The sequence below is a fragment of the Gallibacterium salpingitidis genome (genome assembly GCF_001678495.1).
In the GTDB taxonomy this organism is placed as follows: domain Bacteria; phylum Pseudomonadota; class Gammaproteobacteria; order Enterobacterales; family Pasteurellaceae; genus Gallibacterium; species Gallibacterium salpingitidis.
Genome location: NZ_JTJL01000018.1, coordinates 1 through 13,311 on the forward strand (window position 1 = coordinate 1; position 13,311 = coordinate 13,311).

Annotated in this window: 9 protein-coding genes; 7 read left to right on the plus strand and 2 right to left on the minus strand. The window is 36.6% G+C overall.

All coding sequences use genetic code 11. The features are described 5' to 3' along the window. Window positions 1-270: 270 nt before the first annotated feature. Window positions 271-1,257 (plus strand): bifunctional peptide-methionine (S)-S-oxide reductase MsrA/peptide-methionine (R)-S-oxide reductase MsrB, encoded by a 987-nt coding sequence (msrAB, locus tag QS62_RS05155; protein WP_066106915.1) that lies wholly within the window; start codon window positions 271-273, stop codon window positions 1,255-1,257. A 113-nt stretch (window positions 1,258-1,370) separates the two neighbouring features. Next, window positions 1,371-2,264 carry a methylenetetrahydrofolate reductase gene (metF, locus tag QS62_RS05160; protein ID WP_066106918.1) on the plus strand — a complete coding sequence of 298 codons (894 nt, stop codon included), beginning with the start codon at window positions 1,371-1,373 and terminating at the stop codon, window positions 2,262-2,264. 71 nt (window positions 2,265-2,335) lie between these two features. On the opposite strand, the gene glnS is transcribed toward metF, so the two are convergent. Then, complete coding sequence (glnS, locus tag QS62_RS05165; RefSeq protein ID WP_066106921.1) at window positions 2,336-4,000, minus strand: glutamine--tRNA ligase; 1,665 nt, start codon at window positions 3,998-4,000, stop codon at window positions 2,336-2,338. Window positions 4,001-4,474: 474 nt separating this feature from the next. On the opposite strand from glnS, the gene ggt reads away from it, so the two are divergent. From ggt to tdeA, 4 genes are all read left to right on the plus strand, one after another. Next, window positions 4,475-6,259, plus strand: a complete 1,785-nt coding sequence (ggt, locus tag QS62_RS05170) for a gamma-glutamyltransferase (protein WP_197496264.1) — start codon at window positions 4,475-4,477, stop codon at window positions 6,257-6,259. Window positions 6,260-6,650: 391 nt separating this feature from the next. Next, window positions 6,651-7,817 (plus strand): efflux RND transporter periplasmic adaptor subunit, encoded by a 1,167-nt coding sequence (locus tag QS62_RS05175; protein ID WP_066106924.1) that lies wholly within the window; start codon window positions 6,651-6,653, stop codon window positions 7,815-7,817. A gap of 10 nt (window positions 7,818-7,827) precedes the next feature. After that, on the plus strand, window positions 7,828-9,765 hold the full coding sequence (locus QS62_RS05180) for a MacB family efflux pump subunit (protein ID WP_066106928.1): 1,938 nt from the start codon (window positions 7,828-7,830) through the stop codon (window positions 9,763-9,765). Window positions 9,766-9,868: 103 nt separating this feature from the next. Then, the gene (tdeA, locus tag QS62_RS05185) at window positions 9,869-11,239 is read left to right on the plus strand and encodes a toxin/drug exporter TdeA (RefSeq protein WP_066106931.1); all 1,371 of its coding nucleotides are present in this window, start codon (window positions 9,869-9,871) and stop codon (window positions 11,237-11,239) included. A 106-nt stretch (window positions 11,240-11,345) separates the two neighbouring features. Here tdeA and cspD read toward each other — a convergent pair whose 3' ends face one another. After that, window positions 11,346-11,555 carry a cold shock domain-containing protein CspD gene (cspD, locus tag QS62_RS05190; protein ID WP_066106934.1) on the minus strand — a complete coding sequence of 70 codons (210 nt, stop codon included), beginning with the start codon at window positions 11,553-11,555 and terminating at the stop codon, window positions 11,346-11,348. 265 nt (window positions 11,556-11,820) lie between these two features. Here cspD and sbcB point away from each other — a divergent pair, with 265 nt between their 5' ends. Beyond that, window positions 11,821-13,239 (plus strand): exodeoxyribonuclease I, encoded by a 1,419-nt coding sequence (gene sbcB / locus QS62_RS05195; protein ID WP_066106937.1) that lies wholly within the window; start codon window positions 11,821-11,823, stop codon window positions 13,237-13,239. Window positions 13,240-13,311: the final 72 nt, after the last annotated feature.

The window sequence follows — 13,311 nt, forward strand, 5'->3', positions numbered from 1 at the left end:
TTAGCAAGAGTGTGAGGGGGTATTTCTTTTGCCTACTTTTCTTTATACAAGCAAAGACAAAAAGCGTTAGCTTTTTGAACGTTGCTTGCAACGACCCGTAGGGTGAGCAAGTGAACAAAGGTCACTTGCGAATAAAAGTAGGTCGCTCTTTAGAGCGAAATCTAAATCTTAATTCACAAACTCTTCTCCCTCACATTCACAAACACCACAATCTATGTTAAAACCACCCTCACAACACATTTGTTAATACTGTATTCAAAGTGAGGAAATATGAACGAACCATCTTTAAAAAATATCTCCAGCCATAATCCATACACTGCTGAAATTTATCTCGCTGGTGGTTGTTTCTGGGGATTAGAAGCCTATTTTGCCGCAATTGGCGGAGTATTAGATGCAGAATCTGGTTATGCTAATGGCAATACTGAAAACCCAAGTTATCAAGAAGTCTGCCATGGCAGCGGTCATGCTGAAACCGTAAAAGTAACTTATGATCCAACATTGATTTCACTATCCACAATTCTTGAATACTACTTTCGTGTCATTGATCCGACCAGTTTAAATAAACAAGGACACGATCAAGGAATTCAATATCGCACCGGTATTTATTACACCAATCCAGAGCAAAAACCTATTATTGATGCCGCTATGGCTGCTGAACAAACAAAATGGGATCAACCACTAGTCGTTGAAGTGACACCATTAGTAAGCTATTACCCTGCTGAAGAGTATCATCAAGATTACTTAGCAAAAAATCCTAATGGTTACTGTCATATCGATCTCAGCAAAGCTGATGATGTGATTATTGATGCAACTCAATATCCAAAACCAACTCCTACCGAGATTCAGCAAAAGTTAAGCGCTGAAGCCTTTGCTATCACCCAACAAGCCGGTACAGAAAGGCCTTTCTCTCACCCTTATTGGAATGATTTTAAAGAGGGGCTATATGTTGATATTATCACTGGCGAACCGCTATTCTCCTCTTCTGATAAATATCGTTGTGAATGTGGTTGGCCAAGTTTTACCCGTCCAATTTCGCCTGATGTTGTGCGTTATGTGCGTGATACTAGCCATGGTATGATTCGCACTGAAGTACGTTCTCGTGTTGCTGACGCACATTTAGGTCATGTATTTGAAGATGGTCCTGTTGATAAAGGTGGGCTGCGTTATTGTATTAATGGTGCGGCATTACGCTTTATTCCACTAGAGCAATTAGCTGCTGAAGGTTATGCTTATTTAACGAAGCGTATTAAAAAATAATTTTTAATATGAATACTATTCATATTAAATCTGAAAATTATTAAATTGACGCAACTCAAAAATCTCCCTATTTTAATGTTTAGACGGCTAAACATCTAAATAAGGAGAATAATATGAGTTACGCCAAAGAGATTGATGTATTAAACAGAAGCATTGCTGATTTAAATGGTGATATTAATGTTTCATTTGAATTCTTCCCGCCCAAAAATGAAAAAATGGAGAATATTTTGTGGGAATCAATTCAGCGTTTAAAAGTCTTACAGCCTAAATTTGTTTCTGTTACTTACGGCGCCAATTCGGGCGAACGTGAGCGTACTCATGGTGTGGTGAAAGCAATCAAACAACAAACTGGTATTGAAGCTGCACCACACTTAACCGGCATTGATGCTACCCCTGAACAATTAAAACAAATTGCTAAAGAATATTGGGATAGCGGTATCCGCCGTATTGTGGCATTGCGTGGTGATGAACCACCTGGTTACGATAAAAAACCGTTTTACGCTCGTGATCTGGTGACATTATTAAAAGAAGTGGCCGATTTTGATATTTCAGTTGCTGCTTATCCGGAAGTTCACCCAGAAGCAAAATCAGCACAAGCCGATCTTATTTTCTTAAAACAAAAAGTGGAAGCTGGTGCTAATCGAGCAATTACGCAATTTTTCTTTGATATCGACAGTTACCTACGTTTTCGCGATCGTTGTGTTACGGTTGGCATTGATGTAGAAATTGTGCCGGGAATTTTACCTGTATCCAATTTTATCCAGTTACAAAAAATGGCAAAAATTACTAATGTGAAAATTCCTAGCTGGATGTATAAACTTTATGATGGTTTAGAACAAGATCAAACAACAAGAAATCTGATTGGTGCGAGTATTGCGATTGATATGGTAAAAATTTTATCCAAAGAAGGAGTAAAAGATTTCCATTTCTATACCTTAAATCGTTCTGAATTAACTTATGCGATTTGTCATACCTTAGGTTTACGTCCACATTTAGCCGCAGCTTAGCTAAAGTTATTGAACAAAAAAGGCTTTTAACTCATCAGTTAAAAGCCTTTTGCTTTAATTAAAACCAGTTATTAAACCACAACGCTCTCTTTTAAAGAAACAGTGAGGTTAAACACCAAATGTTCTGGGTGGCTGTCTTTACTATCTGCACAGAAATAGCCTTCACGTTCAAATTGATACGCTTTTTCCGCTTGTGCATTAATTAAGCTTTGCTCAACAAAACCATGTTTCACCACTAATGAATGTGGATTTAACACCTGATGGATATCTTCCGCTGCACTTGGATTTGATACAGTAAATAAACGATCATATAAACGGAATTCTGCTGGGTGATTTTGTGTTGCTGATACCCAATGAATTACCCCTTTTACTTTACGTCCATCAGCTGGATTCTTTCCTAAAGTTTCTGGATCATAGCTGCAATAAACCGTAGTAATATTGCCTTCAGCATCTTTTTCTACACGTTCAGCTTTAATCACATACGCATTACGCAAACGCACTTCTTTACCTAATACTAGACGTTTATAGTGCTTATTCGCCTCTTCGCGAAAATCTGCTTGATCAATATAAATTTCTTTAGTGAATGGCAATGTTCTGGTACCAAGCTCTTCACGATTCGGATGATTTGGCGCAGTCAACATCTCTACTCCATCAAAATTTTCGATCACAATGCGTAATGGATTAATTACCGCCATTGCACGTGGAGCATTGGTATTTAAATCGTCACGAATACAAGATTCTAATGCACTATATTCCACCACATTATCTTGTTTCGTTACCCCAATACGGCGACAGAATTCACGAATTGACTCTGGTGTATAACCACGACGACGTAAGCCAGAAATAGTTGGCATACGAGGGTCATTCCAACCATCAACAATCTCTTCATTAACCAACTGTAATAGCTTACGTTTAGAAGTTAATGTACTCTCTAAATTTAAACGAGAAAATTCATATTGATGCGGTAATGGACGTTCGATAGAGATATTTTCCAATACCCAATCATATAAACGACGGTTATCTTGGAATTCCAATGTACAAAGTGAATGGGTAATACGTTCAATCGCATCAGAAATACAGTGCGTAAAATCATACATCGGATAAATGCACCATTTATCACCTGTTTGGTGGTGGTGTGCAAATTTAATGCGATAGATTACTGGATCTCGCATTACAATAAACGGTGAAGCCATATCAATTTTCGCACGCAAACAAGCTTTACCTTCTGCGAATTCGCCGTTCTTCATTTTTTCAAATAACGCTAGGTTTTCTTCTACTGAACGATCACGATAAGGACTGTTTTTACCTGGTTCAGTTAAAGTTCCACGATATTCGCGCATTTCATCCGGTGATAACTCATCCACATAAGCCAATCCTTTTTTAATCAACTCAATCGCATAGCCATAAAGTTGATCAAAATAATCAGAAGCATAACGCGGCTTACCTTCCCATTTAAAACCAAGCCATTCCACATCTTGCTGAATTGACTCAACATAACTCATATCTTCTTTTACTGGGTTCGTATCATCAAAACGCAAATTACATTTGCCATGATAATCCTCGGCAATACCGAAATTTAAGCAGATAGATTTCGCATGACCGATATGTAAATAACCGTTTGGTTCAGGTGGAAAGCGGGTATAAACAGATTGATGTTTGCCTTGTGCCAGATCTTCATCAATAATTTGACGAATAAAGTTTGTTGGTTTTATCTCTGTCGTTTCTGTATGACTCATAATGTCCTCAAATTGAGTGTACTCAAAAATAATTTCCGCATTTTACACTTTTTAGTGCATAACACCAAACCGAAGCCTCATTTTCTTGCTAAATTCCCTTTTCTCCATTTAAACATATTAAATTTAAATCGCAGATTATCTAAATAGATATCCAAATTGTTTACCTCCCAAAAAACACTTCCACTTTATAACAAGACACTCTCTATTAGGCTGAAAACGATATAAAAACCAATAAAAACGCAATGAAATTAAAAAAAATCTATAAAAGATATAAAAATATTTGACAATATTCAATTTAAGATCCTATCATTTAGATAAATTATAAAAAATAATCAAAATTAATAGAAAATTAATCGATTACTTTAAAATTAATTGTAGTTTTTTTAATAAAAAGAGGATTTTTTCAGAATATTTTCAATTCCAAAAAACTTACTAAATGACTGAGATTCACCATTATGATTTACGGAGGTCTTTATGAAGTTACAGTCAACGTTCTTATCTTGTTCAAACAGTATGCGCAGCATCGCTATTACTGCAACTATTCTTTGTTTTTCTGGATCACTGTATAGCGCTGAAAATTTCACCTATGATCCAAAATTAATCCATTCACCAAGCCACCTCACTACGGCACAGGCAGACAATCCATTAGCTACCCATGCTATGGTGACATCTCCTCACTATCTTGCTACTCAAGCAGGGATTGATGTATTACAGCGTGGAGGAAGTGCAATAGATGCAGCAATCGCAACAGCTGCAACACTTGCTGTTGTTTATCCACAAATGTGTACTTTAGGTGGAGACAGCTTTTGGTTGATATATGATGCTAAATCAGGTGAATTAAAAGCGCTTAACGCTTCAGGTCGCGCAGGGGAAAAAGCAACTATAGATTTCTATAAAAGTAAAGGGTTTAGCAAAATACCTTCTCGTGGATATTACTCTGCCAACACAGTACCAGGGATCGTATCAGGCTGGGATAAAGCTTATCAATATTCACAACAACATATGAATAGCCATTTTGCCTGGAAAGATCTATTTAAAACTCCTATCAGCCTGGCCAAAAACGGCTTCCCGGTCAGCAGTTCTCTCGAATATTGGAGCAAAATTAATTTAGATCCTACTGATAGTGAATTCCGTAATCTTTCCCGTTTTAGCGAATTTGCTAAAATTTTCCTGAAAAATAGCAAACAGGCTTATCAAGTCGGTGATATTTTAAAACAAGAGGATCTCGGCAATACCTTGCAATTAATTGCAGATAAAGGAGCTAAAGAGTTTTATCAAGGTTCAATCGCTAAAGCCATTGTTGCGGATCTGCAAGCACACGATGGTATGCTAACATTAAATGATTTCAGCGAACATCAAGCAAATTGGGTGAAACCAATACATGTCGCTTATCGTGATACTATTGCCTATAATTTCCCACCAAACACTCAAGGTATGGCTTCACTAGAAATTCTCAACATTCTAAACAATTTCGATGTACGCAAACTGGGAGAAGGCACTGCGGATTATTACCATCTATTAATAGAAGCAACCAAACAATCATTTGCTGATCGAGATAAATACTTAAGCGATCCTGATTTTGTCCATATTCCGCTCGACAAATTACTATCTAAAGAACATGGCAAAGAACAAGCCAGACAGATCAATATGCAAAAAGCAGCAACTAACGTACAAGCGCTCGACCCTAAAGGTGATACAGTCTGGTTCGGTGTAGTAGATGCTCAAGGAAATGCGGTTTCCTTAATCCAAAGCATATATCATGATTTTGGTTCTGCGATTGTGCCAAAAGGTACTGGCATAATATTACAAAATCGTGGTTCATTTTTCTCTTTAGATAAAAATAATGTCAATGCGCTAGCACCTCACAAACGCACATTCCACACACTAAACCCAGCAATGCTGTTCAAAAATAATAAACCTTATTTAATTTACGGCACAATGGGTGGTGAAGGACAACCGCAAACTCAAGCTGCGTTAGTGACACGCATTGTCGATTTTGCAATGAGTCCGCAACAAGCTGTTGATGCGCCTCGCTGGTTATATGGACGTACTTGGGGAGCCAGCTCTAACGATCTCAAATTGGAAGGACGAATTTCCGCACAAACAGCGCAAGAACTACAACGTCGTGGACACCCTGTCAAAATGCTGCCCGATTATACAGATACTATGGGACATGCTGGCGCGATTTTAATTCGTGAAAATGGTGTGTTACAAGGTGCTTCTGATCCAAGAAGTGACGGTTTGGCAACTGGTTTCTAACAATAATGTGATGAAAACCTGCTTGTAAAAATCAAGCAGGTTTTATTCATTCATCAAGCCGCCATCAAAAACAGACAGCGTAAATCCTTTGCAACAAAATCAGATCACTATCAGCTACATCAAACACATTAAAAATGTAAACAACAAACCAGCCTCTCCCATCATTCATGCAAAACTAATTTTCTTCTAATTTTCCTTCTCCATCATTAAACCTCTGTACATGCAATCAGATTATTCGCAAAAACTAGCGTTCCAAACACTCCTCCTTTTACTAATAGTCTGATCACATATTTCCCAAAATAATATTTGTTTACCAAGTCATCTTTCTATAAAATGAATGAATGTTCATTTAGTAAAGAGAAACGTCCTTGGTTGTCTAAAGGATACATATATGACATTAAATAAAAAAATCGTGTGGAGCCTTGCTATTGCTGTTATTGTGCTTGGTTCCATTTATTATTTCACACAGAGTAATCAGCCCCAAACCTCCTATTTTACGGAAACAGTAAAAAAAACAGATTTACAACAAACTGTAATTGCAACAGGAACAGTTCGTAGTTCTAAACGTGTTGAGGTCGGCGCGCGCGTTTCAGGTAAAGTGGAAAAAATTTATGTCAAACTTGGACAACAAGTTAAAAAAGGCGATCTCATTGCCCAACTTGATTCAATCACTCAAGAAAATGAATTAAATATCGCTGTTGCTCAATTAGCTTCTTATAAAGCACAACTCGCTGCGGCGCAAACAGCGTATCGTATCGCACAATCTAATTATGACCGAGTAGCAAAATTATATAAAAAACAAGCAAGTTCACTAAATGACTACGAAACAGCACAAAACACATTAGAAAGTGCAAAAGCTACTGTTGAACAAATTCAAGCACAAGTTAAACAATCAGAAATTGAAGTGAATACGGCAACAACTAATTTAAATTACACCAAAATTACTTCTCCATTAGATGGTACTGTTATTTCAATTCCAGTTTCTGAAGGGCAAACTGTTAATGCTAATCAAACAACTCCAACAATTATTCAAGTAGCAGATTTAGATACAATGCTGATTAAACCTGAAATTTCTGAAGGAGATATCACCAAAATTAAAGCTGGTATGACGGTAAAATTCTCTACTCTCGCGGAACCTGACGAAATTTATACTGCGAAAATTGATTCTGTTGATCCTGCAATGACTACACTAACAGATAACGAATATACCGAATCAGTGAGTGATACCAATGCTATTTATTATTACGCCAATGTGTTAGTTCCTAATCCAGAACATAAATTACAAATCGGGATGACGACACAAAATACCATTATTATTGCGCAAAAACAGAATGTGTTAACGGTACCAACATTGGCTATTCGCAAACAAGCTGGTAAATCGACTGTACAAGTATTAGACGGCAATAATGTGATCGAGAAAACCATCACCACTGGCTTACACGATGATGTAAACACCGAAGTATTATCTGGTTTAGCGGAAGGCAAGAAAGTCATTGTATCGCAATCTTCTACTAACGACTCACCTAGCGTGCGCGTCAGAACACCAAGAATGATGTAATGAGGTGGGTATGCAAAATATCATCGAAATAAAGAATCTGAATAAATTCTTTGGTGAAGGAGAAAACCGCGTTCATATTCTGAAAAATATCAATTTGGAAATTCAACAAGGTGATTTTATCGCGATTATTGGTACCTCTGGTTCAGGTAAATCAACCTTAATGAATATTATTGGCTGCCTAGATACCCCAACCAATGGTTCCTATGCCATTACTGGGCAAGAAACTGCAACTTTGTCAGCCGATCAACTTTCAGAATTACGTCAGCAACGCTTTGGTTTTATTTTTCAACGCTATAATCTGTTACCAACATTAAACGCTCAAGAGAATGTTGCCTTACCTGCTGTTTATACTGGAATGGCGAAAGAACAACGTTTAGCCCGCGCTGCACAACTATTAGATAAATTAGGTTTAGCTAACAAAATGGAGAATAAACCTAATCAATTATCAGGCGGTCAGCAACAACGTGTCAGTATTGCAAGAGCCTTGATGAATGGCGGTGATATTATTTTGGCAGATGAACCAACTGGTGCATTAGATTCTAAAAGCGGCGAAATGGTAATGGAAATTCTGCAGCAGCTGCACCAAGAAGGACATACCATTATTCTGGTCACTCACGATCAACATATAGCTCAATTTGCCAGCCGTATTATCGAAATTAAAGATGGTGAAATTATTCAAGATCAGCGTAAAAATGATCCGTTGCAACAGCGTGAAATCAGTCAAGCTAACACCAGCAAAAGTTTTCGTTTTTATCGCGATCAATTCATTGAAGCGTTAAATATGTCGATTAAAGCGATCGTGGCACATAAATTACGTTCGCTCCTCACTATGTTAGGGATCATTATCGGTATTACTTCTGTTGTTTGTGTAGTGGCATTAGGAAATGGTTCGCAACAAAAAGTGTTACAAAATATTAATTCACTTGGTACCAATACAATGGATATTTTTAATGGTACAGGTTTTGGCGATCGCAGAGCGGAAAGTATGCAAAATCTAACTGTAGCTGACAGCGAAATTTTGATGAAACAACCTTATATAGAAAGTGTGACCCCAAATAGTTCAGTGAGCGGAACCTTAACGTATCGCAATAGCGCTTTTACTGCTCAAGTACGCGGAGTAAGTGAACAATACTTTAATGTTAAAGGCATTCAATCGGCAGCAGGAAATTTATTCACCGCGCAAGATGTGAAACTAAATCAATCAGTGGCTATTATTGATCAAAATACACAACAACGTATTTTCCAAGATCGTAATCCTCTTGGACAAATTATTATGATTAATAAAAAACCGCTAAAAATTATTGGTGTAGTGAATACCAATAATGTAATGGGAATTAACAGCGAAAATCTTAATATTTGGATTCCTTATACCACCGCTATGAACAAAATTTCTGGCGAGAAAAAAATTAGTTCCATTACAGTAAAAGTGTCGGAAGGTATTACCACCGCCGCAGCGGAAAAAAATGTGACTGCACTTTTATTAAGCCGTCATGGGAAAAAAGATTTCTTTATTTTAAATACCGATACGATTAAACAAACTATCGAAAGTACTACCAATACAATGAAATTATTAATTTCATCAATCGCCTTAATTTCACTGATTGTCGGCGGTATTGGTGTGATGAATATTATGTTGGTTTCTGTTACCGAACGTACCAAAGAAATTGGTGTTAGAATGGCAATTGGTGCAAAACAACAAAATATCTTACAACAGTTCCTGATTGAGGCAGTGTTAGTCTGCTTAGTCGGCGGCATTATCGGTATCTGTTTATCCGGCATTATTGGTGTATTATTTAATCAATTTATGACCGATTTTACGATGCTATTTTCAACATTTTCGATTGTAGTGGCAGTGCTTTGCTCAACTTTAATTGGTGTCATTTTTGGCTATGTTCCTGCACAAAATGCCGCCAAATTAAACCCAATTACCGCATTATCACAAGAGTAAAATTACCTTATGAAGTGAATAATTTCAGATGTGATTACTAGGCGAAAATGGCGAAAATTGCTATAATTTTTTATAACATTTTATTTATTTTTTAAGGATAACTATGAATAAATTCAATAAAATTACCGCAGCCTTGTTGCTTTCTACAATTCTTGTTGGTTGTGCCAATATTGATGATTCATTTAAAGCCAGCCAACAAAATTTTGAACAATATATTTCAGCGACTTCACAATTCAACGTAAATGAAGAGTGGTGGAAACTTTATAATGATCCACAACTCAATCAACTAGTTGATCTCGCATTAAAAAACAATCTTGATTTAGCGAAAAGTGCCGTTGCAGTGAATATCGCTTTATATAAAGCCAATTTATTAGGTGCTGATTTAGTGCCAACATTCAGCGGTGGTTCTGAATCTCAAGCAATGAAAGATATCAAAAATGGCGGTAATTCAACCATTTCTCATACAGGACAAATTGGTATTAGTTACACCGTAGATCTCTGGCGTAAATTAGCCGATTCTGCTGATGCAGCTGAATGGGAACATAAAGCGACAATTGAAGATCTTGCCGCAGCTCGTTTATCTTTAATTAATAGTGTAATCGATGCTTATTACAGCCTCGCTTATTTAAATGATGCCATTAAAGCGACTGAAGAATCTGTAAATTATTACAATCAAATCAATACCGTAGTACAAAATAAACAACGCTTCGGTGTAATTGATGGTTTAAGCAGTGCTCAAGCAACACAAGCCGTATTAACCGCACGCAATACGCTCCTTGATCTACAAGCGCAACAAAAAACTGCACAACAAACATTGCACAATTTATTAAATTTAAAACCAAATGAACCGCTTAATTTAAAATTGCCAAAATTACTTGATGTTAAACTTCCAGGTGTGAATTTAAATGTACCTGTTTCAGTAATTGCAAATCGTCCTGATGTTCGTGCTGCACAGTATCGTTTACAAAGCGCCTTTAAAGATGCAAAAGCAATGCAAAAAAGCTGGTTCCCAACTGTTAGTTTAGCGGGTACATTACAAGTACAAGGTAATCGTGTAAGCAATGCAACTGAATCACAAGCCGGTATTGGCGCGCTCTCTATCACATTACCATTCCTTTCATGGCAAACTGTTAAATGGAATGTAAAAATTTCAGAAGCGACTTATGAACAATATCGTTTAGCTTTCGCACAAAATATTACTACTGCGCTTAATGAAATTGATGCACTCTATTTTGCTTATCAACAATCACAACGTAGCTACAACAATCTACAAGATAAATATAACTACGATAAGCAAATCAGCAAATATTATCGTGATCGTTACAATGCTGGCGTATCTGAATTAAAAGATTGGTTAGCAGCGGAAAATACCGAAAAGGCTTCAGAAATTTCAATTTTAAGTCAAAAATATAACTTAATTAAAAATGAAACGGCGGTATATCAATCTATGGCAGGTTATTATATGAAGAAATAATCTTGCTTCATAAAACTAAAAAAGATACACCCTCTTTGGTGTATCTTTTTTATTTGGTTAATCTTGTTTTAACACACAAAATCATTTTAAAAAGTATGCGATATAATTATTCAACAATTGGCACAATTTTCGTTGCGTGAGAACCTTTATCGCCATGTACAGCTTCAAACTGTACTTTTTGTCCTGCTTTTAATGAACGATATCCATCCATTTCAATCACAGAATAATGTGCGAAGATATCGCCTTCTTGACCTTCAGTCGAAATAAAACCGAACCCTTTTGCATTGTTAAACCACTTAACTACACCGATTTCCATAATAACCTCGAATAATGGATTTTTTACTTAATTTAAAATATACAACGGCAGGATCGCCCTGTACTGGCTACATATTTATCCAAGTTGGCTGATAAATCAAATAGCGAATGTTTAAAATTAGCGGAAGATCACATAAATTTAGCAAATTTGTTTAAAAACAATCTCATTTATGCCAAATTAACTCTAAATTTAAGGTTTTATCCTTAGTTATCATTCTCTATAATCATGAGGTTATTTTTCTATTTTTAGTATTAAAATCCACAATATGAGTAATTTCTCTTTTTTTATTTATGATTACGAAAGTTTCGGTGTTGATCCTGCTTTAGACCGTCCTGCCCAATTTGCTGGTATTCGTACTGATCAAGACTTCAATATTATTGGGGAGCCTATCGTTCTCTATTGTAAGCAAAGTGATGATTATTTACCGCACCCTGCCGCAGTTGCTTTAACAGGCATTACGCCACAACTTTGTAATCAACAAGGGCTTAGCGAACCTGAATTTGCTGACAAAATTTTAGCTGAATTTAGCCAACCCAATACTTGCATTATGGGTTACAACAATATTCGTTTTGATGATGAAATGACACGTTATACCTTCTATCGTAATTTTATCGATCCTTATGAATATAGTTACAAAAATGGCAATTCACGTTGGGATTTACTCGATTTAGTACGTGCAACTTACGCCTTACGTCCAGAAGGAATCAATTGGGTTTATGATGAACAAGGTATGCCAAGTTTTCGCTTAGAATTATTGACCAAAGCGAATGGTATTGAACATAGCCACGCCCACGACGCGATGTCCGATGTATATGCCACGATTGAAATGGCGAAATTAATTAAAAGCAAACAACCGAAACTGTTTGATTACTTTTTCACACATCGTGGTAAAAAAGAGATTGAAGCACTAATTGATTACATCAATATGACACCATTAGTGCATGTATCCGGTATGCTCGGCAATTATCGCAGTAATATCAGTTGGATGGTGCCGCTAGCACCACATCCAACCAACAAAAATGCGGTTATTTTTTGTGATCTAGCCAGTGATCTTACCGATTTATTACAGCTAGATGCTGCACAATTGAAACAGAACCTTTACACCAAAAAAGAAGAGTTAGAACAGCAAGGTATTTTGTCAGTACCGCTCAAATTGGTGCATATCAATAAATGTCCAATTCTTGCACCGGCAAAAACCTTAACACCGCAAGATGCACAACGCGTAGGCATCGATCGCCAGCTTTGTTTATCCAATTTAGAAAAATTAAAAGCCAGACCAGATATTCGCGAAAAGGTACATCAAATTTTTCTTGATGAATATGACAATGATTTTAGCAATGTCGAAGCTGCGTTATATAACGGTTTCTACTCTTTTTCTGATAAAAATAATCTTGCTATTTTACGTACCTTACCCGCTGAAAAACTTGCTGATCATGGTTTAAGTTTTCAAGATGCACGTATTCCTGAATTGCTTTTTCACTATCGTGCCAGACATTTTTTTAAAACACTCTCTCGTGCCGAACAAATTAAATGGCAAAAATATTGTCGCGCCAAATTAGAACAAACCAGCGAGAGTTTTATTGCCGAATTAGAACAACTTTCTGCCGAATATGCTAATGATGAGAGCAAACTCACATTGTTAAAAAATCTTTATGATTATGGTTTAAAGTTAATAATGAAATGATAAGATAAAGATACGATTATCGTGCCTGATATTCTGCGATATCAGGCGAATTGCAACACACTATACTTAATA

What these genes read in the sequence shown, in the direction of transcription:
- glnS (WP_066106921.1), bottom strand. Translation starts at nt 4,000, where the DNA reads ATGAGTCATACAGAAACGACAGAGATAAAACCAACAAACTTTATTCGT.
- sbcB (WP_066106937.1), top strand. Translation starts at nt 11,821, where the DNA reads ATGAGTAATTTCTCTTTTTTTATTTATGATTACGAAAGTTTCGGTGTT.
- msrAB (WP_066106915.1), top strand. Translation starts at nt 271, where the DNA reads ATGAACGAACCATCTTTAAAAAATATCTCCAGCCATAATCCATACACT.
- cspD (WP_066106934.1), bottom strand. Translation starts at nt 11,555, where the DNA reads ATGGAAATCGGTGTAGTTAAGTGGTTTAACAATGCAAAAGGGTTCGGT.
- QS62_RS05175 (WP_066106924.1), top strand. Translation starts at nt 6,651, where the DNA reads ATGACATTAAATAAAAAAATCGTGTGGAGCCTTGCTATTGCTGTTATT.
- metF (WP_066106918.1), top strand. Translation starts at nt 1,371, where the DNA reads ATGAGTTACGCCAAAGAGATTGATGTATTAAACAGAAGCATTGCTGAT.
- tdeA (WP_066106931.1), top strand. Translation starts at nt 9,869, where the DNA reads ATGAATAAATTCAATAAAATTACCGCAGCCTTGTTGCTTTCTACAATT.
- QS62_RS05180 (WP_066106928.1), top strand. Translation starts at nt 7,828, where the DNA reads ATGCAAAATATCATCGAAATAAAGAATCTGAATAAATTCTTTGGTGAA.
- ggt (WP_197496264.1), top strand. Translation starts at nt 4,475, where the DNA reads ATGAAGTTACAGTCAACGTTCTTATCTTGTTCAAACAGTATGCGCAGC.